The organism is Streptomyces sp. NPDC018029, from assembly GCF_044327655.1.
In the GTDB taxonomy this organism is placed as follows: domain Bacteria; phylum Actinomycetota; class Actinomycetes; order Streptomycetales; family Streptomycetaceae; genus Streptomyces.
In genome coordinates this window covers 882,119-907,866 of sequence record NZ_JBIRFV010000002.1, presented here as the reverse complement: position 1 = coordinate 907,866, position 25,748 = coordinate 882,119, and the positions used below count along the sequence as shown (strand labels likewise).

Here is a 25,748-nt window from a genome sequence, read left to right as displayed (position 1 = left end):
AGCGCTTCACTCGTACCTCCACGATCGGAGAAGTGTCATGGCCCACGCCGCAGCCGTGGCGAAGCCACCGCCCAGCACCGCCGGGGCGCCGCCACCCCCGCAGAAGAAGCGGCGCAGGACCGGGACGACCCCGCGCCGCCTGCCCTACCTGCTGATCGCCCCCGCCGCCCTGCTGATGCTCGGCTTCATCGCCTATCCGGTGATCAGCGTCTTCTACTACAGCCTGCGCCACCACAACCCCACCAAGCCGTGGCGCAACGGCTACGCGGGCTTCGAGAACTTCGTGACGGCGTTCACCGACGACCCGGACTTCTGGCGCACCCTCGGCTTCAGCTTCCAGTGGGTGGCCGTCGAGGTCGTCCTGCAACTGCTTCTCGGGCTCGCGCTCGCCCTGCTCGTCAACCAGACCTTCGTCGGCCGTGCCATGGCCCGCGCCCTCGTCTTCTCACCGTGGGCCGTCTCCGGCGTGCTCACCTCCACGATCTGGCTGCTGATCTTCAACTCCCAGACCGGGATCACCCGTTACCTCGCGGACGCCGGCATCGGTTCCTACGGCACCTCCTGGCTCTCCGACACCGGCACCGTCTTCCCCGCCGTCGTCGTCGCCGAACTCTGGCGCGGCGTCCCCTTCTTCGCGATCCTCATCCTCGCCGACCTCCAGTCCGTCTCGAAGGACCTGTACGAGGCGGCCGAGGTGGACGGCGCGAGCCGCGTCCGGCAGTTCTTCCACATCACGCTGCCGCACCTGAAGGACGCGATCATCCTGTCCACGCTGCTCCGCGCGGTCTGGGAGTTCAACAACGTCGACCTGCTCTACACCCTCACCGGCGGCGGCCCCGCGGGCGAGACCACGACCCTCCCGCTGCGCATCGCGTCCATCGCCGTGGACTCCCACGACTTCGGCTACGCCTCCGCGCTGACCGCCATCGCCTTCGTGATTCTTCTCTTCTGCTCGCTGCTCTATCTGCGGCTCAGCAAGTTCGGGGGGCAGGACAAGTGACCGCAGCCATCACCGCCACCACCACCGCGGCCGAGGACACCCGGCGGGGCAGGAAGCGCGCCTGGGACGAGGCGCCCCGCTGGCAGATCTACCTGCCCCTCGGCCTCTACCTCCTCTTCACCCTCATCCCCTTCTACTGGATCCTCCTCTTCGCCCTGCGGCCCAGCGGCTCCACCTCCCTCGTGCCGTGGCCCGTCACCTTCGAGCACTTCGACAAGGTGTGGACCGAGCGCAGCTTCGCCACCTTCTTCCAGAACAGCCTGCTCGTCGGCGTGGCCTCCATGGCGATGACCACGCTCGTCGCCCTCGCCGGCGGCTACGCCCTGGCCCGCTTCGACTTCCGGATCAAGCGCGGCTTCATGCTGGCGCTGCTGTGCTCGCAGTTCATCCCCGGCGCCCTGATGCTCGTGCCGCTCTTCCAGATCTTCGCCGAGCTCCAGATGATCAACTCGCTCGGCAGCGTGATCATCGCGGAGACCGTCTTCCAGCTCCCGCTCTCCATGATCCTGATCAGCGGCTTCATCAAGAACGTGCCGTACTCCCTGGAAGAGGCCGCCTGGGTCGACGGCTGCGGGCGCTTCCGTGCCTTCTGCGCCATCGTCCTGCCGATGCTGCGGCCCGGCCTCATCGCCGTCGGGTCCTTCGCCTTCGTGCACAGCTGGAACCACTTCCTGTTCGCCCTGATGTTCCTCAGCGACCAGGGCAAGCAGACGATCCCGGTCGGCCTCGCCACCCTCATGGGCGCCGACAGCGTCGACCTGGGCGCGCTCGCCGCGGGCGGCGTCGTCGCCGCCGTGCCCGTGGTCATCGTCTTCGCCTTCATCCAGAAGTGGCTGGTCACCGGGTTCAGCGCCGGGGCGGTTAAGGGATGAGGGACCTTCGGCTTCCGCTGCCCGTCGTCCTGGCCGGGGCGCGCGGCCACGGCGCCTGGCATCTGGAGAACATCCGCCGCCTCCAGCACGCCGGTCTCGTACGCCTCGTCGGCGTCTGCGAGCTGCGGCCGCTCGACGGGGCGGAACTCGCCGGGTTCGGAGCGGTGGAGCAGTCCGAGGACTTCGCCGGGCTGCTCGACTCCACCGGCGCCGCCGTCGCCGTCGTCTGCACCCCCATCCCCACCCACACCACCCTGGCCCTCGCCGCCGCGGCCCGCGGCGTCCACCTGCTCCTGGAGAAGCCGCCCGCCCCCTCCTACGAGGAGTTCCGGCGGATGGCCGACGGCGCGGCCGCTGCGGACACCACGGTTCAGATCGGCTTCCAGTCGCTCGGTTCCCACGCGATCCCCGCGATCCGCCGGCTGATCGCCGAAGGGGCGGTCGGTGAGGTCATCGGGGTCGGCGGGGCGGGGGCCTGGGTGCGGGACGAGGCGTACTTCCGCCGCGCGCCGTGGGCGGGGCGCCGCCGCCTCGACGGGGTGGACGTCGTCGACGGCGTCCTGACGAACCCCCTCGCGCACGCCGTCGCCACCGCCCTCGCCCTGGCGGACGCCGGCGCCGCGGAGGACGTCACCTCGGTGGAGACCGAACTGTTCCGGGCCCACGCCATCGAGTCCGACGACACCTCGTGCGTACGCGTCCACACCGCCGACGGGGGCCGGATCACCGTGGCGGCGACGCTCTGCGCGGAGACAAGCGAGGAACCGTACGTCGTCGTGCACGGCACCCGGGGGCGCATCACCTTCTGGTACCGGCAGGACCGCGTGGAGGTGCGCCGCGAGGGCACGGGACCGGTCCCGGCGCACGCCACCCTGTACGACAGGACCGACCTCCTGGAGAACCTGGTCGAACACCTCACCGGCCGCGCCCGGCTCCTCGTCCCGCCCGCCGCGACGGGCGCCTTCATGCGCGTCGTCGAGGCCGTCAGGACCGCCCCCGACCCGGTCGAACTGCCCGCGACGGTCTGGAGCACGGCCCCGGGCGAGCGCGCGGACCGCCGCATCGTCCACGGCATCGACGGCCTCGTCACGGTCGCCGCCGACACCCTCTGCCTCTACTCCGAGCTCGGCACCGACTGGGCCCGGCCCGCTCCGACGACATTCACAACGAGGTGAGTACGTCATGAACCACGCCCTCGTCCTGCGCTGCGCGGGACGGCCCGTCGGCCGCTACGCCTACCGGCCCGAGCTGGACCCGCACCTGTCCCCGCGCCCCTACCTGCACCCCGTCACCACCCTCGCGGGCACCCCGGTCAGCGAACTACGCCCCGCCGACCACCCGCACCACCTCGGCGTCGGCGTGGCCGTCCCCGACGTGGCGGGCCGTAACTTCTGGGGCGGCCGCACCTTCGTACGGGACCGGGGCCCCGTCGACCTCGACAACCACGGGGTGCAGCGCCACCAGGGATTCAAGCTCCAGGACCCCGACGGCTTCGTGGAGGACCTGACCTGGACGGCCGGGGGAGAGGTGCTGCTGAGCGAGCGCCGCACCGTCGCCGCCGTCGAACTGACCGCCACGGCCTGGGCGCTGGACTTCACGTTCTCCCTCACCAACGCCACCGGCGAGGAGCTGTCCCTCGGCAGCCCCGCCACCAACGGCCGCCCCGGCGCCGGATACGGCGGCTTCTTCTGGCGCGCCCCGAAGGAGCCCGCGCCTCCGCGCGTGTTCACCGCGGACACCGACGGCGAGGCGTCGGGCCACGCCGCCCGCGCGGACTGGCTCGCCCTCTCCGGCGACGGCTGGACCCTGGTGTTCGCCGGAGCCACCGCGACGACCCGCCACGACCCGTGGTTCGTGCGCGCCGCCGAGTACCCCGGCGTCGGCTCCTCCCTCGCCGCCGACGCCCGGCTCCCGGTCGCGCCGGGCGACACCGTCGTACGCCGCGTGGTGACCGTCGTCGCCGACGGCACCCTGGAGCGCGACGAGGCGGCGGCGCTGGTGCGCAAGGCGGTGACGGCGTGAGCGCGCCAGGACCGGGCCCGCTCACCGGTGACCTCGGCGACGGCACCTACCGCAACCCCGTGCTCGCCGCGGACTGGTCCGACCCCGACGTGCTGCGGGTCGGCGACGACTTCTACCTCACCGCGTCCAGCTTCGGCCGGGTCCCCGGACTGCCGCTGCTGCACTCGCGCGACCTGGTCAACTGGACGCTGATCGGGCACGCCGTCGAGCGCCTGGAACCCGCGGAGGCCTTCGCCGTGCCCCGGCACGACTGCGGGATCTGGGCGCCGGCCCTGCGGCACCACGGCGGACGGTTCTGGATCTTCTGGGGCGACCCCGACCACGGTGTCTTCCAGGTCAGCGCCCCCGAGATCCGCGGCCCCTGGACCCGCCCGCACCTCCTCAAACCCGGCAAGGGCCTCATCGACGCCTGCCCCCTGTGGGACGAGGAGACCGGCGCCGCCTACCTCGTGCACGCCTGGGCCAAGTCGCGGTCCGGCGTGAAGAACCGCATCACGGGGCACCTCATGAGCGCCGACGGACGCGAACTCCTCGACGAGGGCCGAGTGTTGATCGACGGCGACCGGATCCCCGGCTGGTTCACCCTCGAAGGGCCCAAGATCTACCGGCGCGACGGGTGGTTCTGGATTTTCGCCCCGGCCGGCGGAGTCGCGACCGGCTGGCAGGGCGCCTTCCGCGCCCGCCGCTTCCACGGCCCCTACGAGGAACGGACCGTCCTCCAGCAGGGCGGCACCGACGTCAACGGGCCCCACCAGGGCGGCTGGGTGCGCACCGCGCGCGGCGAGGACTGGTTCCTGCACTTCCAGCAGCGCGGCGCGTACGGCCGCGTCGTCCACCTTCAGCCGATGCGCTGGGACGCCGAAGGCTGGCCGGTGCTCGGCGCCGACGGCGTGCCCGTCGACGTACACAGAAAGCCCCGGCTCCCGGAACAGCCCCGGTCCGCGCCCGCCACCGACGACGACTTCCCCGGCGGACGGCACGGACGGCAGTGGCAGTGGACCGCCAACCCCCGTGACGGATGGGCGACTTCGCACTCCGGGGACGGGCTGCAACTGGCGTGTGTGCGCACCCCGCAAGTGGACGACCCGCGCACCCTGCCGCACGTGCTCACGCAGCGCCTCCCGCTCGCGCCGTGCGTCGCGGAGACCCGGCTGAGCCTCACCGCACGGGCGCCGGGCGCGCGGGCCGGCTTCGCGGTGCTCGGCGACGCGTACTCCTGGATCGGCCTGGAGCGGGACACCGACGGCACGGTCCGGCTCGTGCACCGGTTCGCCGAGCGGGGCGGCCCGGAGCGCGACGCCGAGCGCCCGCGAGCGGCGCCGGACGGCACGGCCCGGCTCCGCGTCGAGGTCACCGAGGGCGCCCGCTGCCGCTTCCACGCCGACACCGGCGACGGCTTCCGCCCCTCGGGGCCCGTATTCGCCGCCACCCCCTGGAACTGGGTCGGCGCCCTGCTCGGACTGTTCGCGGCGGCGCCCGACGGCACGGGGCCCGCCGGCACGGCCCTGTTCACGCACTTCCGGATCACCCACTGAAGAAGAGAGCCGAAGATGAACACGAGAACGAGCACGACCGCCCTCGCCCTGACCGCCGTCCTCGCCCTGACCGCCACCGCCTGCGGCGACGACGGGAGCGGCGCGGCGGGGGACAGCGGCGGTGAGGGGTCCGGCAAGGGCGAGATCACCTTCTGGGACAACAACACGGCCGTCCGGCACGACATCTGGAAGGAGATCATCAAGGACTTCGAGAAGGCGAACCCCGACATCGACGTCAAGTACGTCGGGGTGCCCGCGGAGAGCGTCCAGTCCAAGTACGACACCGCCATCCAGGGCGGCGGCCTGCCCGACGTCGGCGGCGTCGGCGCCGCCATGCTCGCAGGGATCGCCGCACAGGACGCCCTGGAGCCGCTGGACAAGCGCCTCGACGGCAGCGCGCTGAACGGCAAGCTGAACACGGGCATGGTGGACAGCGTGCGCGCGGCCGGCGGCGGCAGCCGGCTGTACACGGTGCCGACCTCCGCCAGCAACGGCGTCCTCTACTACCGCACCGACCTGTTCGAGGCGGCCGGCCTCGACGCGCCCACCACCTGGTCCAAGTTCTACGAGGCGGCGGAGAAACTCACCGACCAGAAGGCCAACCGCTTCGGCTACACCATCCGCGGCGGCGAGGGTTCCATCGCGCAGGCGCTCGACGCGATGTACGGCCAGTCGGGCATCGGCTCCTTCTGGGACGGCGACGAGACCACCGTCAACCACCCCAAGAACGTCGCCGCGTTGAAGAAGTACGCCGCCCTGTACAAGAAGGCCACGCCCTCCGCCGACCTCAACAACGACTTCACCAAGATGAACGCGCAGTGGGACAACGGGCAGATCGGCATGCTCAGCCACAACCTCGGCTCCTACGCCGACCACGTGAAGGCGCTCGGCAAGGACAAGTTCCGCGGCCTGCCCAACCCGACGACCGACGCGGGCGTCCGCGTCCAGGTCTCCAACCCGGTCGACGGCCTCGGCCTCTTCAAGTCGAGCAAGAACAAGAAGGCCGCCTGGAAGTTCATCGAGTTCGCCGCCTCGCACGCCTCCAACAGCAAGTGGAACGAGTCGGCCGGCGCCATCCCCGCCAACACCGAAGCAGCCAAGGACAGTTGGGTGAAGAAGGCGGAACCCACCAAGCTGGCGGCCGCCGCGCTGAACGACGGCTCCACGAAGATCGTGCAACTGCCGTACCACCTGCCAGACTGGAACACCATCAGCAAGGCGGAGAACGAGCCCGACTTCCAGAAGGTGCTGCTCGGCAAGATGTCCGCGAAGGACTTCCTCGACAGCCTCGCCGAGCAGCTCAACAAGGCGCAGGCCGAGTGGCAGGAGCAGGACCGGTGACGGCGGCGGGTCCGGGTGTGCGCACCCTGTATGTGGCAGGGGACTCCACCGCCGCCCAGAAGTACGCGTCCGCCGCCCCCGAGACCGGGTGGGGCATGGCCCTGCGCTTCTTCCTGCGCGACTGGCTGCCGGTCGCCAACCACGCCATGAACGGCCGCAGTTCGAAGAGCTTCGTCGACGAGGGCCGCCTCGACGCGATCCTCGACGTGATCACCCCCGGCGACTTCCTCCTCGTCCAGTTCGGGCACAACGACCAGAAGAAGGACGACCCGGCCCGCCACACCGAGCCCTGGACGACCTACCGGGACCACCTGCGGCGGTACGTCGACGGGGCACGGGCGCGCGGGGCCCGGCCGGTGCTCCTCACCCCGGTGGAGCGCCGGAGATTCGACTCGGCGGGCAACGCCCTGCCCACCCACGGCGACTACCCGGCGGCGATGCGCGCCCTCGCCGGGGAGGCGGACGTCGCGCTCCTCGACATCCAGGAGCTGTCGCGGGCGCTGTGGCGGAAGCTCGGCGCCGAGGAGACGAAGAAGTACTTCAACTGGACGGCGACCGAGCAGGACAACACCCACTTCAACCCGCCCGGCGCGATCGCCGTGGCCCGCCTCGTCGCCGCCGAGCTGCTGCACCGCAGGGTGCTCGCCCCCGGCGACGTGCGCCGCCTCGACGACGAGATCCCCGAGTCCTGGATCACCTGGCCACAAGGAGCCTGACCATGCGTATGTCCTACGCGGTCCTCGCGGGCTGCACAGCGCTCGTCCTCGGCGCCACAGCCACAGCCACAGCTACGACTAAGGCTAAGGTCACCGCCACCACGGCTCAGGCCGTACCGGGGCAGGCGCGCCACGTCCTGCCCCCGCACGACGGCTGGGCGTCCACCGGTGGCGGCACCACCGGCGGCGCGGGCGCCGACGCCGCGCACACCTTCACGGTCACCACCTGGGAGGAGTTCCGCGCGGCGCTGGCCGCGGGCGGCGACGCCCCCAGAGTCATCAAGGTCAAGGGCGTCCTGCGCGCCGACGCCGCGGGCTGCGGGGCGTTCGAGGCCGAGGGGTACGACTTCGCGAAGTACCTCGCCGCCTACGACCCCGCCGTGTGGGGCAGGGACCGGCCGGTCAGCGGCGAACAGGAGGACCTGCGCGCCGCGTCGGCCACCCGGCAGGCCGCGGCCGTCAAGGCGTACATCCCCTCCGACACGACTATCGTCGGCGTCGGCCGGAACGCGGGGATCACCGGCGGCAGCCTCCAGATCAAGGACGCCGACAACGTCGTCGTCCGCAACCTCACCCTGGAGAGCCCGCTGGACTGCTTCCCGCAGTGGGACCCCACGGACGGCGCCACCGGGGCATGGAACTCCGAGTACGACAGCGCGGTCGTGCACGGCTCGACACACGTGTGGCTTGACCACAACACGTTCACCGACGGCGCCCACCCCGACAGCACGCTGCCGTCCTACTACGGAGAGCTGTACCAGCGGCACGACGGCGAACTCGACATCGTGCGCGGCGCCGACCTCGTGACCGTCTCCTGGAACGTCTTCGCCGACCACGACAAGACCCTCATGATCGGCAACAGTGACAGCGCGGGCGCCACCGACCGCGGCAGGCTCCGCGTCACCCTGCACCACAACCTCTTCCGGCACGTCATCGAGCGGGCTCCGCGCGTCCGCTTCGGCAAGGTCGACGCCTACAACAACCACTTCGTGGCCCCGGCGAGCGGCTACCAGTACAGCTTCGGCATCGGAGCGGAGTCCCAACTCGTGGCCGAGGCCAACGCGTTCACGCTGCCCGCCGGGGTCGGCGCGGGACGCGTCCTCAAGAAGTGGAAGGAGGCACCGGTCACCGCAACCGGCAACCGTGTCAACGGCAGGACCGTCGACCTGATCGCCGCCCACAACGCGGAGTACCCGACAGAACCCCTGCGGTCCGGCGCGGGCTGGACCCCGACCCTGCGGACCGGCGTGGACGACGCGCGGCAGGTGCCGCCCGTCGTCGGCCGGCACGCGGGCGCGGGCCGGATCCGCTGACGCCCTGTCCCCGTCAGAGGGGCTGGATCCGGGCGTGCAGCAGGCAGAACTCGTTGCCCTCCGGGTCGGTCAGGACGTGCCAGCTCTCGGCACCGGTCTGGCCGACGTCGGCGGGCTTGGCGCCGAGCGCGAGCAGCCGCTCCAACTCGGCGTGCTGGTCGCGGTCGGTGGCGCTGACGTCGATGTGCAGCGGCAGCTTCCCGGCTCGCGGGGCGCTGCTGGGGCTGAGGACGAGGGTGGGCTGCGGTCCGCCGAAGCCGGTGCCGGGCGGTCCGATCTCGATGCTTCCGTCGTCCTCCCGGCCGAGTTCGACGTATCCGAGGACCTCGCTCCAGAACACGGCGAGACGCTCGGGGTCGGCGGCGTCGAGGACGAGTTCACTGATGCGGCATGCCATGCGCGTCAGTGTACGGAGATCACCCGCAACTCCGCACTCAGGCCGAGGCGTTGTACGTGACCGCACAGCGGGCGTCAGCGCTCCGGGTCTGGCGCGGGTCTCTCAACCGGTGTGCAGGACCCGGAAGCGCTCCGGTCGGGCCGGGTCGCGGTCGGCGATCTGGACCGGCGGGCGGTCCCACTGCCAGACGTGGCTGCCCGGCGTGCGGGTGAACCGGATCGTCCCGCGGGTTCCTTCGACCGCGACGCGGGGCCAGGCAGCGGCGGTGCGGGCGCGGTCCACGCCGTGGGAGCGCAACACGTCCGCGAGGACGGCGACCGTGTCGTAGCCCTCGAAGGCGACGAAGGAGGGCGCTTCGGCCAGCCGCTCACGGAGGGCCACCGCGACACGCGCGCCGAGCGGTGTGAGGCGCTCGGGCAAATAGCGCAGGAAGGGGACGGCGGCACCGTCGGTGCCCAGCGCCGTCGCCCATTCGGCGAACTCCGGCTGCCCGGCCGGAGCGCCGATCGTGAGGTCGGTGAGGCGCGGATCGCGGCGGACGGCGCGGACGACCGACATCGCCGGTTCCGGGTGGCCGAGGAGAAGGAGGAGGGCGGTCGCCCGCTCGGCGGCGAGTGCGTCGCACACGTCGGCGGGGGTGAGCGTGGTCAGGTCCAGTTCGCCGACGGAGCCGCCGTGCGGCGCGAGGCGGTCGCGCAGGACGCGGGTCCCGGCCGCCCAGTAGACGCTCGGCTGGGCCGCCACGGCGATACGGCGGTGGCCCGCGCCGAGGAGGAAGTCCGCGTAGACCTGCCAGCCGCGGGACTGCGGCGGGGGGAGGCGCGCGACCCACTCCGTCGGCCGGTCGGTGAGCGCGTCGAGCACCGCGGACGAGCAGAGGTACGGCAGGCCTATGGCGTCGGCGGCGGTGGCGGCGGCGCGGGCGACGACGCTGTGGTACTCCCCGGCCAGTGCGGCGACGCCCAGGCCGGCCAGTTCCGCCACGGCCGCCTCGGCCCGCCGCGGATCGGCCGCGGTGTCCCTGACCACCAGTTCGAGTGGCCTGCCGGTGATCCCGCCGGTGTCGTTGACGTCGCGGACGGCCAGTTCGAGCCCGGCCAGCAGATGCCGGCCCGCCGCGGTCCAGCCGGGCCGGGTCAGCGGCACGAGAGCGCCGATCCGGACGGCCGACGCGTCGGTCCGCCCCCCTCCGGGCGGCGGTGGCGGCTGCGTACTCATGTGGGGCGTCTCCCGGGTGCCGACGCGATCGCGGTGCGGCCCCGGATCGCGGAGTGAACGTCAGAGGCGCCGAGAGTAACCGAGTCGAAGTCGGCCGGACTCGGCGCCCCGTCCACGTCATCCGCGGGCCACCCGTCTCCGCGCCACCTATCGCGAGCGTCGCGCCGCCGTGTCGCCGTAGATCACGCCGCGCCCGTTCGTCGCCACGTAGACCCGGCCGAAGACCTTGGGGTCGCCGGTGATCGCCGCGCCGGTCCAACCCCACTGGTGGCGGTCGTCGTTGACCCGCACCCAGGTCGTGCCCGTGTCCGTGGAGCGGAAGATGCCGCGTACCCCGCCGATCTTCGCGCTGGTGTAGAGGGCCTGGTACGAGGCGCCGGGTGCCGCCTTGCCGAAGCCGATGGTGTCGGCCTCCTGGACCCCCTCGACCTTCTTGAACGTGGCGCCGCCGTCGGTGGAGCGCCACAGGCCGTACGTCGCCCCCGCCTTGCCGCCCGCCAGCCAGATGTCGCCCTTCTTGCCGGGCACGGCCTGGAACTTCACGGGTCCCTCGGCGGGCAGCCCGGCCGAAGCCTTCGCGGTGAAGGTCGCCCCGCCGTCCGAACTCACATAGAAGGTGCCCGACTTGAATCCGTAGAACGTCTTCGGGTCGGAGCGGTCCGCCTCGACGACGGCTCCCTGCGGGATGCCCTTCGACGCCGTCCACGACGAGCCGAACCCGGCCGTCGTGTGCACGCCCGCGCCGTCCGGGCTCCACACGAAGCGGCTGCCGTCGGCCGCCGTGGCGACCGTGCCGCCGCCCGTGACACCGGCGGGCTCCTGCCCGGCGAACCAGTTGGCGCCGTTGTCCGTGGAGAAGCCGATGCGCGGTGCCGCGTCCGCGTTGCCGACCCGCACCACCGTGTTCGGGTTCGACGCGGCGTAGTCGAGGCTGGTCGTGGTGGAGAGATTCGGCTGGGTGTACATCAGGGACGGCACCTTGGTCACGTCCGTGTGGCGGAAGCCGCCGATGTCGCCGAGCGCGCTGAACAGCGGCGCGCCGGACGGGGGAGCGGCGAGGTCGTTGACCGCGGTCTCCTCCAGGCCCTTCACCATCGGCCTGATGGTGAACTTGCCGCCGCCGTCGTCCCATTCGGTGAGGTCGTCCGTGCCGTAGACGGTGGCCCCGGTGCCGTACATCATCCGGTCCGAGTCGAACGGGTCGATCTCCAGGGCCTCCGTCATCCAGCCGAGCTTGGGCGTCTGCTCGGGCGGCGTGGGGTGCGCGCCCCAGGAGAGCCACGGCACGGACGAGACGTCCATCGTGTAGCGGTTCTCGCGGTTCGGATACGACGAGTAGCTCCACGCCGACGTCCAGTTGGCGCCGCTGTCCGTGGTGCGGAAGATCTGTGTGTCCGGCCACCAAGAGCTGTAGCCGGTGACCATGACCGTGCCCGGGCGCTGCCGGTCGACGGTCAGTCCGCTGTAGCCGTAGGACGTGTCGGCCTCGGCCACCGGGCTGATGTTCTTCCACTCCCCGCTCTTCGTCGCGTACCGCCACACCTGGCCCTTCCCTCCGTCGTAAGGGCCGCCCTTGTCGCTGTACGCGAGATAGAGGTATCCGTTCTCGGCGTCGAGGACACCCTTGTGCGGCAGGTAGCCGGTCGGCTGCCCGCCGACCCGCGTCCAACTGCCGCCGCCGTCTGTGGACTTGTACACGGCGTTCTGCTTGTCGGCGACCCCGACGTAGATGGTCTGCGTCCTGCCGCCGCCCTTCCCCGTCGACTCGTCGAAGGTCACCCAGACGACGCCCTGGTTGTCGGAGGCGTAGCCGCTGGTGTCGGCCGGGTTCTCCGCGTAGTTGCCCGGGTTGGGGAAGCTCGTGACCTGCCGCCAGGTGGCGCCCGAGTCCGTGGAGCGCCACAGGCCCTTGCCGCTCGGCGCGCCCAGGTACAGCACCCTGTTGTCGTGCGGGTCGACGGCGAGGCGCTCGCCCATGCCGCGTCCCGGCATGTTGCCGCCCAGCTTGAAGGGCAGGCCAGCCTTGCGCCAGGTCTCGCCCTGGTCCGTGGAGCGCAGCACGGCGCCGTTGCCGGGGTCCCAGTCGTTCGTGTACGTGCCGACGGCCGCGTACACCTTGTCGGGGTCGACGGAGTCGGAGGCGAGGCTCGCGACGCCGGTGTGCCCCCAGTCGTCCCAGCCGACCGAGTCGAGCAGCGGCTTCCAGGACCGGGTGGACTCCTGCCAGCGGTAGGCGCCGCCGATGTCGGTGCGGGCGTAGGCGAGGCCGGGCTCGGAGCGGTTGAAGACGATGCCGGGGACGAAGCCGCCCCCGTCGACGCGCACGTTCTTCCAGTCGTACGGCACGGTGGCGGGGGCGGCCGCCGTGGCGGCGGAGGCGTCCGCGTCCGCGGATGTCACGGGGCCGCCGGCGAGGAAGCCGACCAGCAGGCCGAAGAGGGCGGGGAGCGTGCGTGCCCGCCGGGCACGGACACCGGGGGACACGCGGGGGCCGGGGGACATGGGGGTTCCCTTCACGAGGAGGACGGGGAGGGGCCGGCCGGCGCCCCCGGCGGGGGATTCCGGCCGGCCCGTACACGGAGCGGCAGGGCTAGACGAGGAGCTCCGCGTACGCCCCGAGCGCAAGCGCGATGTCCGCCTGCGCCCAGAACCGGTGGTACGTGAAGGTGGGCACCGCGCCGCCCGCCAGATACGCCTCGACCTTCGGCCAGTCGGGGTCCTTCTTGTAGAAGGAGCGGATGGAGAGGAACGTCGACGACGCGTTGATCGGGTCGCCGTTCGGCATCGTGCCGCTCCAGCCGCTCGGCACGTACACGGCGTCCTTGAAGCGGCTGAAGTCGGCCCGCTGCTCCGGCACCGCGATGCCCCGCGCGTCCTGGTGGTGCGTCCACATGCCGTCGAGCAGCGCCTTGGCGGTCCTCTTCGCCGCCGCGTGCCCGGACTTGGCGGCGTAGTAGACGAGCGTGCGCGCATAGGCCCCGGCCACGCCGACGTCATTGGTGCGGTCCACGACCGACACGTGGAGCCCGCTGTTGCGGCCGGGATTTGCGGGGTTCCAGGTGTCGGGCGCGCCGCTCCACCGCAGGGTGGAGGGGAACGAGTACGTGCCGTCGGCGGCGACCCGCGTCTCGGACAGCGCCCAGGTGACCCACTTGTCGAGGACGGCCTTGGCGTCGGCCGCGCCCGTCTGGTGGTAGTACTCGGCGACCCGCTCCATCGACCAGGCCTGGAAGCCGAACCACTGGTTGGACGGCGGGTCGTGGTAGACGGGCTTCTCGTCGTAGTACATGCCGTAGAAGGTGGGCGTGCCCGCGGGCGGCTGCGCGTACCTGCCCTGCCAGCTGTTGGTCGCGCCGCCCGCGATGGCGCCCTCGGCGGACTGCAGCCAGCGGTAGAACTCCAGCTGCCGGGTGAGGCTCTGGCGCCAGTCCGCCCTGCCGGTCGCCGACCTGGGCGCGAGCGCCGCGTACGAGCTCAGGGCGTAGGCGGCCAGGGGGTTCTGGTAGCCGCCGTGGCTGTGGCTGCAGCCGATGCGCCAGGCCCAGCCCGCCGAGGTGTCGAGCGCGCCGCCCCACGCGTAGTACCAGGACAGCAGGTAGTGCGAGCTGTTCTTGCCGCTGCCCGGGGCGCAGCCGGACGGGCTCGTGCAGTCGCCGACCTTCTTGAAGTACTTGTCGAACAGGGCGTACCGGAGGTAGTCGCCCATCTTGGCGGCCTTGGCGACGGTCGCCGCCACCTGGCCGGCCTTGCCCTGCGCGGAGGCCCACTTGTGCGCCCAGTAGGCGGCCTGGACGGCGCGCGCGTCGGCGTCGGGGGCGTTGGTGAACTTCCACTGCTTCGCGTACGAGGAGTCACCGGTGAAGAGGTCCAGATAGCCGTTCCTGCCGCCGTAGGTGAAGGCGTCGCGGCAGGGCTGCGTGACCGTCTCCCACACGGACTCCTGCGAGCCGCGCTGGAAGGTGTTGATGTACGTCGGCGGAGTGCCGGAGCCGCCCAGGCCGTACGTGTTGTCGACGTCCTGGAGCCAGTGCATGCCGTAGACGTCGTCGGTGCCGTACGCGCTCCTCAGCTCGGCCGCGAGCGGGTCGGCGCCGACGGCGACCGACGGATCGAGGCGGGCCGGATACTGGGAGGGCTGATCCCATTCGGGAGCATAGGTGGCCGGTTTCGAGGGATTGTAGAAACTGTTCGTCGGCTGGTCCGCGCGGGTCGGGATCATGAATTTCTCCATGGTTTCCCACGCCGCGTTGAAACGGCTCCAATCGCCCGTGACCTTGCCGTACATGGCCTGCAGCCAGATCAGATAGCTGTACGCCTCGGACGTCGTCTCGTGGCCGTGGTCGGGGGCCTCGACGATGAGTGTCTCGACGGAGTGGTAGGGAATGCCCTCCGGCGAGAAATAGCCGTTCGCCGGGTTGGTGATCTTCGCGTAGAGGTCGAGGAAGCGCTGCTCGTACTCGTTCGCGGCGGCCCGCGCCTCGCCCGCGTGGGCCGTCTGACCTGCGGACGTCAGGGAGGCCGTGGCGGGGACGGCGACGGCGGCGGCGCCGATCGCGAGCAGGCGGCGTCGGCTGAGCGGGGGTCTGGACTCGTCGGGTTCCGGTGATCCGGGGAAGGCGCGCATGCGCTGGTCCCTCCTGTCGGTGCGTCGGGGGGTGAGTTCCAAGAGGTGGGAGCGGGGAACCAGTGGGAGCGCTCCCAAAGTCAACGTGTTACAAGAACATGTCAAGGGAGTGGGCGAGCATTGGGCCGTCGAATTCATTCGACGCCCGGCCTGTCGAATGAATTCGACAAGTAAATCTCCGGAGAATGCGCGAACCCATCTGGCCCCCGCGGCAACTCACTGATAGCTTCCGCGTTCAACAGTGGGAGCGATTCCGTTCAGTTGACCTCGAAATCGGCTGTGCCGACGTCGAGTTGACCTCGAAGGAGTCGCTCATGCGACATCCCTCACGCCTGTCACACCCGTTCCGTCTCTCCGGTCTGTCACGCCTGCTCGTCGCGCTGGCCGGCGCCCTGCTCGCCGCCGGTGGCCTCACCGCGCCGTCCGCCCTGTCCACGGCGAGCGCGGCCGAACCCGCCGCGGCCCAGCCTGCCGCGACCGCGCCTCCGCCCGTCCTGCGCGCCGAGGGCAACAAGCTCGTCGACGCGCAGGGCGCCACCCGCCGCCTCCTCGGCGTCAACCGCTCCGGCGGCGAGTTCGCCTGCGTCCAGGGCTGGGGCGTCTTCGACGGCCCCGTCGACGACGCCTCCGTCCGGGCCATCGCGGACTGGAAGGCCAACACCGTCCGCATCCCCCTCAACGAAGAGTGCTGGCTCGGCACCGACAACATCGACCCCCGGTACGGCGGTGCCAACTACCGTTCTGCCATCGATCAGCTGGTCCAGCGCGTCCAGCGGCACGGCATGACACCGGTCGTCGAACTGCACTGGTCCCACGGCCAGTACACCGGCAACTCGGCCGGCTGCCACGACGTCCACGCCAGCTGTCAGAAGCCGATGCCGAACGCCCGGTACACCCCGGCGTTCTGGACCTCGGTCGCCCGCGCGTACAAGAACGACCCGGAAGTCGTCTTCGACCTCTTCAACGAGCCCTACCCCGACCGCGCGACCCCCACCACCGCCGAGGCCTGGACCTGCTGGCGCGACGGCGGCCACTGCCCCGGCATCGGTTACGAAGTCGCGGGAATGCAGGACCTGTTGGACGCCGTCCGCGCCACGGGCGCCAAGAACCTCGTCCTCGCGGCCGGCATCGCGTACGCCAACGACCTGAGCGGCTGGCTGCGGCACGCGCCCCACGACCCGGCCGGCAATCTCGCCGCGGCCTGGCACGTCTACAACTTCAACACCTGCGCCGACGAGGGCTGCTGGGACCGCACCCTCGCCCCCGTCGCCGCCCGCGTCCCGCTCGTCGCGGGCGAGATCGGCGAGAACACCTGCTCCCACGGGTTCATCGACCGCGTCATGAAGTGGTTCGACGACCGCGGGCTCTCGTACCTCGGCTGGACCTGGAACGCCTGGGACTGCTCATCGGGTCCGGCCCTGATCAGCTCCTACGACGGCACTCCCACCCCGTTCGGCATCGGGCTGCGCGACCATTTGCGCGCCCTCGCCCCCTGACCCGACACCCGATGGGGCACCGCCCCCGACACCCGAGAGGCACCGAACTCATCATGAGCCGCACACACCGCACGTACCGCAGATCACGCACCCTCCTCCTCGCACTCGCCACAACGCTCGCCGTGACCGGCGGCACCGCCGTCGCGCTCACCGGCGGCACCGCCGCCGAGGCCGCCGCAGCCGCACGCGTCGACAACCCGTACGCGGGCGTCAAGGGCTATGTGAACCCCGAGTGGAAGGCGAAGGCCGACGCCGAGCCGGGCGGCAGCCGGATCTCGAACCAGCCCACCGGCGTCTGGCTCGACCGGATCGCCGCGATCGAGGGCGCGGACGGCAAGATGGGCCTGCGCGCCCACCTCGACACGGCCCTCCGGCAGGGCGCCGGCGTCATCCAGCTGGTCATCTACAACCTGCCGGGCCGGGACTGCTCCGCACTCGCCTCCAACGGCGAGCTCGGCCCCACCGAGATCGACAAGTACAAGACGGCCTACATCGACCCGATCGCGCGGATCCTCGCCGACCCGAAGTACGCGAACCTCCGCATCGTCACGACCGTCGAGATCGACTCCCTGCCCAACCTCGTCACCAACACCGGCGGCCGCCCCACCGCGACCCCCCAGTGCGACGTGATGAAGGCCAACGGCAACTACGTGAAGGGCGTCGGCTACGCCCTGAACAAGCTCGGCGCCGTCCCGAACGTCTACAACTACGTGGACGCGGGCCACCACGGCTGGATCGGCTGGGACGACAACTTCGCCCCCTCCGCGCAGATCTTCCGCGAGGCGGCCACCGCCGAGGGCAGCACGGTCGACAAGGTGCACGGCTTCATCACCAACACCGCCAACTACAGCGCGCTGAAGGAGGAGAACTTCAGGATCGGCGACTCGGTCAACGGCAGGTCGGTCCGCGAGTCCAAGTGGGTCGACTGGAACCGCTACACCGACGAGCTCTCCTTCGCCCAGGCCTTCCGCAACCAGCTGGTGTCCACCGGCTTCCGGTCCGACATCGGCATGCTGATCGACACCTCCCGCAACGGCTGGGGCGGGGCGGCACGGCCCATCCAGCCGGGCCCGACCACCGACGTGGACTCCTACGTCAACGGCGGCCGCTACGACCGCCGCATCCACATCGGCAACTGGTGCAACCAGTCGGGCGCGGGCCTCGGAGAGCGCCCGAGGACCGCACCCGCGGCCGGCATCGACGCCTACGTGTGGATGAAGCCGCCGGGCGAGTCCGACGGATCCAGCAAGGAGATCCCGAACGACGAGGGCAAGGGCTTCGACCGGATGTGTGACCCCACGTACGACGGGAACGCGCGCAACGGCTACAACAAGTCCGGTGCGCTGCCCGACGCGCCGGTCTCCGGGCACTGGTTCTCGGCACAGTTCCAGGAGCTCATGAGGAACGCCCACCCGAAGCTGTAGGGAGCGGCCGTCACAGGTGAACCACCGAGGGGTGGGCCGGACTCCCTCCGGCCCACCCTGTCGAAGCGCTTCGACAGGCCTCTGGACAGGTCATGCCCGCCCCCATAGGGTCGGTGGGCGATCCGCATCGAAGCGGTTCACCGCCCAGGCCGCTCAAGCAGCTCAGGCAGCTCAGTGGGAGGAGCGCTCCATGGTCACCCTAGCCGAGGTAGCCAAGCACGCCGGGGTCTCGGCCAGCACGGTCAGCTATGTGCTCAGCGGCAAGCGTTCGATCTCCCGGGGCACCCGCGAGCGCGTGGAGCGCAGCATCGAGCAACTCGGCTACCACCCGAACGCGGGCGCCCGCGCCCTGGCCAGCGCCAAGTCGAACGTCATCGCGCTGATGATGCCGCTGCGCACCGACATGTACGTGCCGGTGATGATGGAGATCGCCCTCGCGGTCACCACGACGGCCCGGACCTACGGCTACGACGTCCTGCTCCTCACCGGCGCCGAGGGCCCGGCCGCCGTCCGCCGCGTCACCGGCAGCGGCATCGCCGACGCCATGATCCTCATGGACGTCGAACTCGACGACGAGCGCCTGCCGTTGCTGCGCGCCAGCGACCGGCCCGCCGTCCTCATCGGCCTGCCCGCCGACCCCGAGGGGCTGACCTGTGTGGACCTCGACTTCGCGGCGACGGGCGCGCTCTGCGTCGAGCACCTGGCCGGGCTCGGCCACCGCGACATCGCCGTCATCGGCGAGGCGCCGGCCGTGTACGAACGCCACACCGGCTTCGCCGAGCGCACCCTCGACGGACTCCGCGCCCGCGCCCGCGAGCTGGACGTGCGGCTCCTGCACCGCCCCAGCGACGGCGGCTACGACGCGATGGCGACGACGCTCTCCCGCGTCTTCGACGAACGCCCCGGCACCACGGGCTTCGTCGTCCAGAACGAATCGGCCGTGGAACCCCTGCTCGCCCTGCTGCGCCAGCAGGGCCGCGCGGTCCCGGAGGACGTCTCGGTGGTGGCGATCTGCCCCGACCAGGTCGCGGTCGGGGCATCCGTCCGGCTCACCTCGGTCTCCATCCCCGCACAGGAGATGGGCCGCAGAGCGGTGGACCGGACCATCGCCAAACTGGAGGCCCGCGGCACGGACGGCGTGGAACTCCTCGCCCCCGCACTCACGGTACGGGCGAGCACGGGCCCCGTCGCTCACTTCGTGCCGAGGTAGTAACTCACCTGCGCCGGCTGGTTGTATCCGGTGTTCTGCCAGGCGACGCCGAGGCGGTACACCGGGTCGTGCATCAGGGTCTGGAGGCGGTGGTCGGTGGGGTGGGGGGTGGTGTACAGGCGTAGCTTCGTCGAGTCCGCGGTGCGCCAGATCATTTCCTCGCGCCAGTCGCCGAGCAGGTCGGCGGCCAGGACCGGGTTGCCCTTGGTCCAGTTGTTGGAGCGGGCCTCTGTGTCGGACCAGATGCGGGTGAGTTCGCTGTCGCCGTCGTATTTGAGAATCTGGCCGTAGCCGGTTCCGGCGGTGCCCGACCAGCGGTGGTCGAGGAGTTCACGGTGGGCGTCGCCGTCCCACCAGATCGCCGCGTTGTACGAGGCTGCGCCGCCGAAGGACGGCACACTGTCGCTGATCTTCGTGCCGTTGGCGGCGTACAGGCCGCCGCCGCTCGACCAGCACTCCGCGCCCGCGTGCGCGCGTGTGAGGTCGGCGCAGAGGCCGCGGCCCACGTCGGTGCCGGTCCTGGCGCCCCACAGGATGCGGCCGGTCCGCGCGTCGTGCATCTCGTAGCCGTACGCCGCGTCCTTGTGTTCGTGCACGTTGAAGGATTCGAGGCCGGGGCGCGCCGGGTCGAGGTCGCCGACGTGCAGGGCGTCGCCGTGGCCGAGCTTCGTGGTCCACAGGCCGCTGCCGTCGTCGTCCACGGCCATCGCGCCGTAGATGATCTCGTCCTTTCCGTCGCCGTCCACGTCGGCGACCGCGAGGTTGTGGTTGCCCTGCTGGTCGTAGCCCTTGCCGAGGTTGGTGGAGCTGTGGCTGTCGAACTTCCAGCGGCGGGTCAGGTCGGTGCCGTTCCAGTCGTACGCGGCGAGCGCGACGCGTTCGTAGATGCCCCGGCTGAAGATCATGCTGGGCCGGGAGCCGCTGACGTACGCGGTCGCGGAGAGCAGTCTGCCCTCCCGGTTGCCCCAGGTGTCGCCCCAGTCGGAGACCCTGCCGCGGGCCGGCTCGAAGGGCACGGAGTCCAGCACCCTGCCGGTCCGCCCGTCGAAGACGGACAGGAACTCCGGGCCGGACAGCACGCCGCAGTTGTCGGCCAGGTGCGAGGCGTTCGCGTCGCCGATGACCGTGCCCGCGGAGTCCTTCGAGCCGTCGGAGGTCCGCACGGCCATCTCGGCCCTGCCGTCGCCGTCGTAGTCGTACACCTGGAAGGAGTCGTAGTGCGAACCGCTGCGCACGTTCGTGCCGAGGTTCACGCGCCAGAGCCGCCTGCCGGTCAGCTCGTACGCGTCGTAGACCGTCGGGCCCGTGCACGTACCGGAGTTGGCGGAGTCCGTGGCGTTCGACGGCGCCCACTTGAGGACCAGTTCGTACTGTCCGTCGCCGTCCAGGTCGGCGGCCGACGCGTCGTTGGCGGAGTAGGTGTAGGCGACGCCGTCGCGGGTGGTGCCGCCCGGGGGCTTGTCGAGCGGGATGTCGTGGCGGCCCGCGGCCCACACCGACGCCTTCTCGCCGGGCCGCTCGGTACCGTCGACGACGGCTCGGATCTCGTACGTGGACGAGGCGCCGCCGCCGCTGTCCAGGAAGTTGGTCTTCGTCGTCTCCTCGATCAGGGTGCCGCCCCGGTAGAGCCGGAAGGAGATGCCCGCGGGGTCGTCGCCGGTCAGCCGCCAGGTGACCAGGACTCCGCCGCTCGCGGGGACGGCCACCAGGCCGCGGTCGAGCCGCTCGGCCACACGGCTCGCGGCACGCGCGTCGGCTTCACCACTGGACGGGGCGGCGGGTGGGGTGGTGGCCGCACCGCCCGTCAGGAGCGCGGCCAGCGCCACCGCAATGATTAGCCTGGGCATGACAATCAGCTGCCCGAGACGGTCAGCGAGTTCGTCCGGAAGTCCAGGCCGCCGGCCGAACCGCTGATCTCGTAGCCGAACTGCACGTCACCGATGGTCTCGTTGCCCATCCAGCCCTTGGTTTCCTTGATCCACCTGAGGATCGGGAGGATGTCGACGGTGCCGGCCGACGAGTCGGAGGTGCGCAGGAACGAGAAGACCTCGTTGTGGCCGTTGCTGCCCTTGTAGACGTTCCAGGTGTGGCCGCCGCGCGTGACGGTGCCCTGCGGGGTGCCGAGCGGCCCGACGTCGCCGTGGTGGTTGACCCACAGCATTATCTCGTAGTCGTAGTCGGTGTCCCAGATGTCGTACGAGGAGTTGTAGTGGCCCGCCGACGGGACCGTGACGTCGTAGGAGCTCTTCAGCGACGACAGCGAGTCGACCGGCTTGCCGATCACCTTCTTGGAGTTGGGGTAGGACTTGATGCCGCTGGTGTTCGGGTGGTCGGCGCGCACGCTCCACTTGGTGCCGGAGTCGGCGGAGACGCACTGGCTGCCCGCGCCCGAGCCCCAGATGTTGTTGTAGAGGGTGTAGCCGTTCAGGGTCGTGTTGCCCCACTGCTCGCAGCTGCTCCACACGGCTGCCTGAGCGGGCGCGGAGGTGAGCCCGACGGCCACGCCCGCGGCCAGGGCGGGCGCGAGGAGCAGACGGAGCGCGGTGGTGCGGCGGGTCTGTCGTCCCATGGTGTTCTCTCCAGGGTGGGGGGATGGCTCCGCGGGCTCAGGACGAGCCCGCGGGTCGTGCGTCCTCGCGCAGTACGGCCACGCCGTGCCGGCCGAGCGTGACCGTGCCGTCGACCGGTTCGCCGGTCAGCAGGTCGCGGTGGCGGCCCGGCACGGTCACGGTCACCTCGGCGCGGCCGTGGTGCAGGAGGAAGAGCAGGTCACCGCGGCGTACGGCCTCGACTCCGTGGGGGAGGCCGGGGAGCGGAGGCCGTACGCCCGCTTCGGTGGCGGCGCGGACCAGCAGGCCGCGCAGGCCATCGGGGGCGGGGAGCGTGGACACGTACCAGGCGCGGCCGTGGCGCAGCACCGCGGGCAGTCCGTCGAGCTCGCCGCCCCGGTGGGCGGCGACCGTCTCGGCCGCGTCGTCGGCCGTCAGCTCCTCGGACCACAGGGTGCCGGTGAACTCCCCGCAGTCCACGCTCTCGCCGGCGTCCAGCGGCCACCACTCGTGGAGGGTGCGGACGCCCAGCAGGGCGCGCAGCCGCGCGTCCATTCCGCCGGGCCGCACCCGGTCGTCCGCGTCGGCCACGCCCGTGAAGAAGCCGCAGACGAGCGTGCCTCCCTCGCGGACGTAGGTGACGAGGCCGTCGAGCGCGGTGTCGGTGAGGAGGTAGAGGTGCGGCACGACGACCAGGCGGTACGCCGACAGGTCGTGCTCCGGGTGGGCGAAGTCGGCCGGGAGGTTCGCCTCCCACAGGGCGCGGTGCCAGGCGCGGAGGAGTTCCGCGTGGTCGAGCAGGGCAGAGGGGCGGCCGTCCTGCTGTCCCGCCCACCACGCGTCCCAGTCGTGCAGGACCGCCACCTCGGCGGTCGTCCGGGTGCCCGCCACCTCCGGTCCGAGCGCGCGCAGTTCGGCGCCGATCCGGCAGACCTCCCGGAAGGTGCGGCCCTCCTCGCCCGCGTGGCTCAGCATGCCCGAGTGGAACTTCTCCGCGCCCTGCCGGGACTGCCGCCACTGGAAGTAGCAGACGGCGTCGGCGCCGCGCGCCACGGCCTGCCAGGTCCAGAGCCGGTTGAGCCCTGCGGGCTTGGGATGGTTCACGCCGCGCCAGTTCACTGGTCCCGCGGCCTGCTCCATCAGCATCCAGGGCCCGCCGCCCGCCTGCGAGCGCGTCAGGTCCTGGACCAGCGCCCCGTACTGGCCGCCGAGCGGGTCCCTCGGGTCGGGGTACAGATCCACGGACACCACGTCCTCCTCCACCGCCCACTTCCAGCCGTCCTGGCCCTGCCACAGCGGCATGAAGTTGGTGGTGACCGGCAGGTGCGGGGTGTGCGCGCGGACGATGTCGCGCTCGGCGGCGTAGCACTCCAGCAGGGCGTCGGAGGTGAAGCGCTTGAAGTCGAGGACCTGCGTCGGGGTCTTCATGTAGTGGGCGCGGCGGGGCGGCAGGATCTCCTCCCAGGCGTCGTAGCTCTGCCCCCAGAACGCCGACCCCCAGGCGGTGTTGAGCGCGGTCAGCGTGCCGTACCGCTCCCGGAGCCAGCGGCGGAAGGCGGTCGCGGTCTCGTCGCCCCAGTCGTAGGTGCAGTATTCGTTGTTGATGTGCCACATGGTGAGCGCGGGGTGATGCGCGTACCGGGCGGCGAGGTCCTCGGTGATGGCGGCCGCATGGCGTCGGTAGGCGGCGCTAGAGTGCGCGAAGTGCTGGCGCGAGCCCCACCACTCGACGTTGCCGTCCTCGTCGCGCGGCAGCGTCTCGGGGTGCAGCCGGCCGAGCCAGGGCGGGGGAGCGGAGGTCGGCGTGGCGAGGACGACGCCGATGCCGTGCTCGTGCATGAGGTCCATCAGTCGGTCGAGCCAGCCGAACTCCCGGGCGCCGGGGCGCGGTTCGAGCTTCGCCCAGGAGAAGACGCCGAGGGTGACGGTGGTGACTCCGGCCTCCTTCATCAGCCGGACGTCGTCGTGCCAGACCTCCTCGGGCCACTGCTCGGGGTTGTAGTCGCCGCCGAAGAGGATCCGGCCGCGGGTGACGTTCTGGAGGGAAGGCATCGGTGTGGTCAGCCCTTCACTGCGCCGGTGAGCATGCCCTGCTTGAAATGCCGCTGCACGAACGGCGAGAGAACGGCCACGGGGATCAGCGCGAGCACCATCACGGCCATCTGGATGGCGAGCGGCGACAGGTGGCCCGTGTTGATGGCCTGGCTCAGACCAGTCGGCTTCTGCTGCTTGAGGACCAGCTGCTGCATGACGTTCTGCAACGGCATCATGTCCGGGTCGCTGAGGTAGATCGACGCGTTGAACCACGCGCTCCAGTAGCCCACCGCGTAGAAGAGGGTGATCACCGCGAGCACCGCGCGCGAGAGGGGCATGACGATCCGCCACAGGATGCGCAGGTCACCGGCCCCGTCGATGCGGGCGCTCTCGACCAGCTCCTGCGCCGTGCCCATGAAGAAGGCGCGCAGTACGAGGATGTTGAACACGTTCACGGCGCTCGGCAGGATCAGGGAGAGATACGTGTCGGTGAGGCCGAGACCCTGCACCACCAGATAGGTGGGGATCAGCCCGGCGCCGAAGAACATGGTCGCGACGATCACGAGCAGGATCGGGCGGTGCAGCACGGACCCGGGCCGCGACAGGCCGTACGCGCAGAGGACCGACACGGCCATGCTGAACAGCGTCCCGACGACCGTGACGCCCACGCTGACCAGCGCGGCCCGTGACACCTGACCGCCGCTGAGCAGCTCCTGGTAGTGGATGAACGTGACGCCCCGGGGGATCACCACGAGGCCGCCCGTCTCGGTGATCGTCCGCACCGAGGAGAGGCTGGTGACGACCACCACCCACACCGGGAAGAGCACGGCCAGGCAGACCAGTGCCAGGGTCACGCCCTTGGTGGCGAGCCCGGCCCGGGTCGGCGGCTCCTCCCACACGGGGCGCAGACCGGTCCTGCTGCCCGGCTTGACGCCGAAGTTCAGTACGTCGAGAGAGCTCACCGCTTGTACACCCCCTGCTCGCCCATGAGGTGGGCGGCCTTGTTGGCGCCGAGCACGAGCAGCAGGCCGAAGACGCCCTTCACGATGCCGATCGCGGCGCCGTAGCCGAAGTTGCCGTTGTCCAGGCCGGTGTTCCACACGTACGTGTCCAGGACCTCGGAGGCCGCGGCGCCGACCGCCGCGCGCTGCAGGAGGATCTGCTCGAAGCCGACCGTGAGCGCGTTGCCGACCTGGAGGACCAGGAGCAGGGCGACGACCGGGCGCAGCGCCGGGAGCTGGATGTGCCACATGCGGCGCCAGCGGTTCGCGCCGTCCATCGCCGCGGCCTCGTACAGATCGGGGCTGACGGCGGCGAGCGCGGCGAGGAAGACGATGACGCCCCAGCCCGCGTCCTTCCAGATCATCTCGAAGGTCAGCAGGAACTTGAACAGGCCCGGGTCGGTCATCAGGTCGAAGCCGTCGTGGCCGTGGTCCCGAAGGACCTGCGCGACGAGGCCCGCCCCGCCGAACATCTGCTGGAAGACCGTGATGACGAGGACCCAGGAGAAGAAGTGCGGCAGGTACAGGATCGCCTGCGCCACCGCCCGCACGCGCGGCCGCACGAAGCTGTTGATGAACAGCGCGAGCGCGATCGGCACCGGGAAGAACAGCGCCAGCTGGATCGCGAAGATGGCGAGGGTGTTCCTGACGGCCTGCCAGAACAGCCGGTCGTCCACCATGTGCCGGAAGTGCTCGAAGCCGATCCACGGACTCTGCGACATCGCCTGGAACGCGTTGTCCGCGATGTACGGGTCGTAGTCCTGGAACGCGACGACGTTGCCGATCAGCGGGACGTAGTTGAAGACGAGGAGCAGCAGCAGCGCGGGCAGCACCATCAGGAGCAGGACGCGGTCGCGGCGCAGCCGGTGCCGGAGCGGGACGCGCGCCGGGGGCGCCTTCGCCGGCCGGGCCTTGGAGGTCTCGGGTGGCGGCGCGGCCTCTCCGGGGGCGGGGGCGGGGGTGGCGGCGCGCGCGTCGGTCGTACCGTGCGCCATG

20 protein-coding genes are annotated in these 25,748 nt (G+C 71.2%); 11 read left to right on the top strand and 9 right to left on the bottom strand.

Annotated elements, in window-relative coordinates; translation table 11 throughout:
• Positions 1–37: 37 nt before the first annotated feature.
• The 8 genes from ACH4D5_RS08175 to ACH4D5_RS08140 are packed head-to-tail and all read left to right on the top strand — an operon-like array spanning position 38 to position 8,799.
• On the top strand, positions 38–1,000 hold the full coding sequence (locus tag ACH4D5_RS08175; RefSeq protein WP_398299805.1) for a carbohydrate ABC transporter permease: 963 nt from the start codon (positions 38–40) through the stop codon (positions 998–1,000).
• Positions 997–1,872 carry a carbohydrate ABC transporter permease gene (locus tag ACH4D5_RS08170; protein WP_398299803.1) on the top strand — a complete coding sequence of 292 codons (876 nt, stop codon included), beginning with the start codon at positions 997–999 and terminating at the stop codon, positions 1,870–1,872. The genes ACH4D5_RS08175 and ACH4D5_RS08170 overlap by 4 nt, the downstream gene beginning before the upstream one ends.
• A complete protein-coding gene (locus ACH4D5_RS08165; protein WP_398299801.1) occupies positions 1,869–3,047 on the top strand; it encodes a Gfo/Idh/MocA family protein in 1,179 nt (392 codons plus the stop codon). Before ACH4D5_RS08170 ends, ACH4D5_RS08165 begins: the two co-directional genes overlap by 4 nt.
• Positions 3,048–3,054: 7 nt before the next feature.
• Complete coding sequence (locus ACH4D5_RS08160; protein WP_398299799.1) at positions 3,055–3,894, top strand: PmoA family protein; 840 nt, start codon at positions 3,055–3,057, stop codon at positions 3,892–3,894.
• Positions 3,891–5,429 carry a family 43 glycosylhydrolase gene (locus ACH4D5_RS08155; protein ID WP_398299797.1) on the top strand — a complete coding sequence of 513 codons (1,539 nt, stop codon included), beginning with the start codon at positions 3,891–3,893 and terminating at the stop codon, positions 5,427–5,429. The genes ACH4D5_RS08160 and ACH4D5_RS08155 overlap by 4 nt, the downstream gene beginning before the upstream one ends.
• A gap of 15 nt (positions 5,430–5,444) precedes the next feature.
• A complete protein-coding gene (locus ACH4D5_RS08150; protein WP_398299796.1) occupies positions 5,445–6,770 on the top strand; it encodes an ABC transporter substrate-binding protein in 1,326 nt (441 codons plus the stop codon).
• On the top strand, positions 6,767–7,486 hold the full coding sequence (locus tag ACH4D5_RS08145; protein WP_398299794.1) for a rhamnogalacturonan acetylesterase: 720 nt from the start codon (positions 6,767–6,769) through the stop codon (positions 7,484–7,486). The genes ACH4D5_RS08150 and ACH4D5_RS08145 overlap by 4 nt, the downstream gene beginning before the upstream one ends.
• A 2-nt stretch (positions 7,487–7,488) precedes the next feature.
• A complete protein-coding gene (locus ACH4D5_RS08140) occupies positions 7,489–8,799 on the top strand; it encodes a polysaccharide lyase family 1 protein (protein ID WP_398299792.1) in 1,311 nt (436 codons plus the stop codon).
• A gap of 13 nt (positions 8,800–8,812) precedes the next feature.
• Here the strand turns inward: ACH4D5_RS08140 and ACH4D5_RS08135 are convergent, their stop codons facing one another.
• From ACH4D5_RS08135 to ACH4D5_RS08120, 4 genes are all read right to left on the bottom strand, one after another.
• Entirely contained in the window at positions 8,813–9,196 is a 384-nt protein-coding gene (locus ACH4D5_RS08135; RefSeq protein WP_398299790.1) for a VOC family protein, read from the bottom strand.
• Between the two features lie 102 nt (positions 9,197–9,298).
• Complete coding sequence (locus tag ACH4D5_RS08130; protein WP_398299788.1) at positions 9,299–10,414, bottom strand: ABC transporter substrate-binding protein; 1,116 nt, start codon at positions 10,412–10,414, stop codon at positions 9,299–9,301.
• Positions 10,415–10,561: 147 nt separating this feature from the next.
• On the bottom strand, positions 10,562–12,916 hold the full coding sequence (locus ACH4D5_RS08125) for a WD40/YVTN/BNR-like repeat-containing protein (protein WP_398299786.1): 2,355 nt from the start codon (positions 12,914–12,916) through the stop codon (positions 10,562–10,564).
• A gap of 88 nt (positions 12,917–13,004) precedes the next feature.
• The gene (locus tag ACH4D5_RS08120; protein WP_398299784.1) at positions 13,005–15,038 is read right to left on the bottom strand and encodes a glycoside hydrolase family 48 protein; all 2,034 of its coding nucleotides are present in this window, start codon (positions 15,036–15,038) and stop codon (positions 13,005–13,007) included.
• Between the two features lie 314 nt (positions 15,039–15,352).
• Between ACH4D5_RS08120 and ACH4D5_RS08115 the strand changes: the two genes are divergently transcribed.
• From ACH4D5_RS08115 to ACH4D5_RS08105, 3 genes are all read left to right on the top strand, one after another.
• Positions 15,353–16,534, top strand: coding sequence for a glycoside hydrolase family 5 protein (locus ACH4D5_RS08115; RefSeq protein ID WP_398299782.1), 1,182 nt, complete (start codon positions 15,353–15,355; stop codon positions 16,532–16,534).
• A 53-nt stretch (positions 16,535–16,587) separates the two neighbouring features.
• The gene (locus tag ACH4D5_RS08110) at positions 16,588–17,958 is read left to right on the top strand and encodes a glycoside hydrolase family 6 protein (protein ID WP_398299780.1); all 1,371 of its coding nucleotides are present in this window, start codon (positions 16,588–16,590) and stop codon (positions 17,956–17,958) included.
• A gap of 190 nt (positions 17,959–18,148) precedes the next feature.
• Entirely contained in the window at positions 18,149–19,168 is a 1,020-nt protein-coding gene (locus ACH4D5_RS08105) for a LacI family DNA-binding transcriptional regulator (RefSeq protein ID WP_398299778.1), read from the top strand.
• Here ACH4D5_RS08105 and ACH4D5_RS08100 read toward each other — a convergent pair.
• Genes ACH4D5_RS08100 through ACH4D5_RS08080 form a run of 5 tightly spaced genes read right to left on the bottom strand, consistent with a single transcriptional unit; the run spans position 19,150 to position 25,747 of the window.
• Positions 19,150–21,015: a rhamnogalacturonan lyase gene (locus ACH4D5_RS08100; protein WP_398299777.1), complete on the bottom strand. Its 1,866-nt coding sequence runs from the start codon at positions 21,013–21,015 to the stop codon at positions 19,150–19,152. The genes ACH4D5_RS08105 and ACH4D5_RS08100 overlap by 19 nt on opposite strands.
• A 5-nt stretch (positions 21,016–21,020) precedes the next feature.
• Entirely contained in the window at positions 21,021–21,737 is a 717-nt protein-coding gene (locus ACH4D5_RS08095) for a hypothetical protein (protein WP_398299775.1), read from the bottom strand.
• Positions 21,738–21,774: 37 nt separating this feature from the next.
• Positions 21,775–23,769, bottom strand: coding sequence for a beta-galactosidase (locus ACH4D5_RS08090; RefSeq protein ID WP_398299773.1), 1,995 nt, complete (start codon positions 23,767–23,769; stop codon positions 21,775–21,777).
• Between the two features lie 8 nt (positions 23,770–23,777).
• Entirely contained in the window at positions 23,778–24,713 is a 936-nt protein-coding gene (locus ACH4D5_RS08085) for a carbohydrate ABC transporter permease (protein WP_398299771.1), read from the bottom strand.
• Positions 24,710–25,747, bottom strand: a complete 1,038-nt coding sequence (locus ACH4D5_RS08080) for an ABC transporter permease (RefSeq protein ID WP_398299769.1) — start codon at positions 25,745–25,747, stop codon at positions 24,710–24,712. Before ACH4D5_RS08080 ends, ACH4D5_RS08085 begins: the two co-directional genes overlap by 4 nt.
• Between the last annotated feature and the right edge of the window lies 1 nt (position 25,748).

Bases quoted from the DNA above. Each gene is read 5' to 3' on its own strand.
- ACH4D5_RS08175 (WP_398299805.1), top strand. From the start codon at position 38: ATGGCCCACGCCGCAGCCGTGGCGAAGCCACCGCCCAGCACCGCCGGG.
- ACH4D5_RS08165 (WP_398299801.1), top strand. From the start codon at position 1,869: ATGAGGGACCTTCGGCTTCCGCTGCCCGTCGTCCTGGCCGGGGCGCGC.
- ACH4D5_RS08160 (WP_398299799.1), top strand. From the start codon at position 3,055: ATGAACCACGCCCTCGTCCTGCGCTGCGCGGGACGGCCCGTCGGCCGC.
- ACH4D5_RS08150 (WP_398299796.1), top strand. From the start codon at position 5,445: ATGAACACGAGAACGAGCACGACCGCCCTCGCCCTGACCGCCGTCCTC.
- ACH4D5_RS08140 (WP_398299792.1), top strand. From the start codon at position 7,489: ATGCGTATGTCCTACGCGGTCCTCGCGGGCTGCACAGCGCTCGTCCTC.
- ACH4D5_RS08135 (WP_398299790.1), bottom strand. From the start codon at position 9,196: ATGGCATGCCGCATCAGTGAACTCGTCCTCGACGCCGCCGACCCCGAG.
- ACH4D5_RS08130 (WP_398299788.1), bottom strand. From the start codon at position 10,414: ATGAGTACGCAGCCGCCACCGCCGCCCGGAGGGGGGCGGACCGACGCG.
- ACH4D5_RS08125 (WP_398299786.1), bottom strand. From the start codon at position 12,916: ATGTCCCCCGGCCCCCGCGTGTCCCCCGGTGTCCGTGCCCGGCGGGCA.
- ACH4D5_RS08120 (WP_398299784.1), bottom strand. From the start codon at position 15,038: ATGCGCGCCTTCCCCGGATCACCGGAACCCGACGAGTCCAGACCCCCG.
- ACH4D5_RS08115 (WP_398299782.1), top strand. From the start codon at position 15,353: ATGCGACATCCCTCACGCCTGTCACACCCGTTCCGTCTCTCCGGTCTG.
- ACH4D5_RS08110 (WP_398299780.1), top strand. From the start codon at position 16,588: ATGAGCCGCACACACCGCACGTACCGCAGATCACGCACCCTCCTCCTC.
- ACH4D5_RS08105 (WP_398299778.1), top strand. From the start codon at position 18,149: ATGGTCACCCTAGCCGAGGTAGCCAAGCACGCCGGGGTCTCGGCCAGC.
- ACH4D5_RS08100 (WP_398299777.1), bottom strand. From the start codon at position 21,015: ATGCCCAGGCTAATCATTGCGGTGGCGCTGGCCGCGCTCCTGACGGGC.
- ACH4D5_RS08095 (WP_398299775.1), bottom strand. From the start codon at position 21,737: ATGGGACGACAGACCCGCCGCACCACCGCGCTCCGTCTGCTCCTCGCG.
- ACH4D5_RS08090 (WP_398299773.1), bottom strand. From the start codon at position 23,769: ATGCCTTCCCTCCAGAACGTCACCCGCGGCCGGATCCTCTTCGGCGGC.
- ACH4D5_RS08080 (WP_398299769.1), bottom strand. From the start codon at position 25,747: ATGGCGCACGGTACGACCGACGCGCGCGCCGCCACCCCCGCCCCCGCC.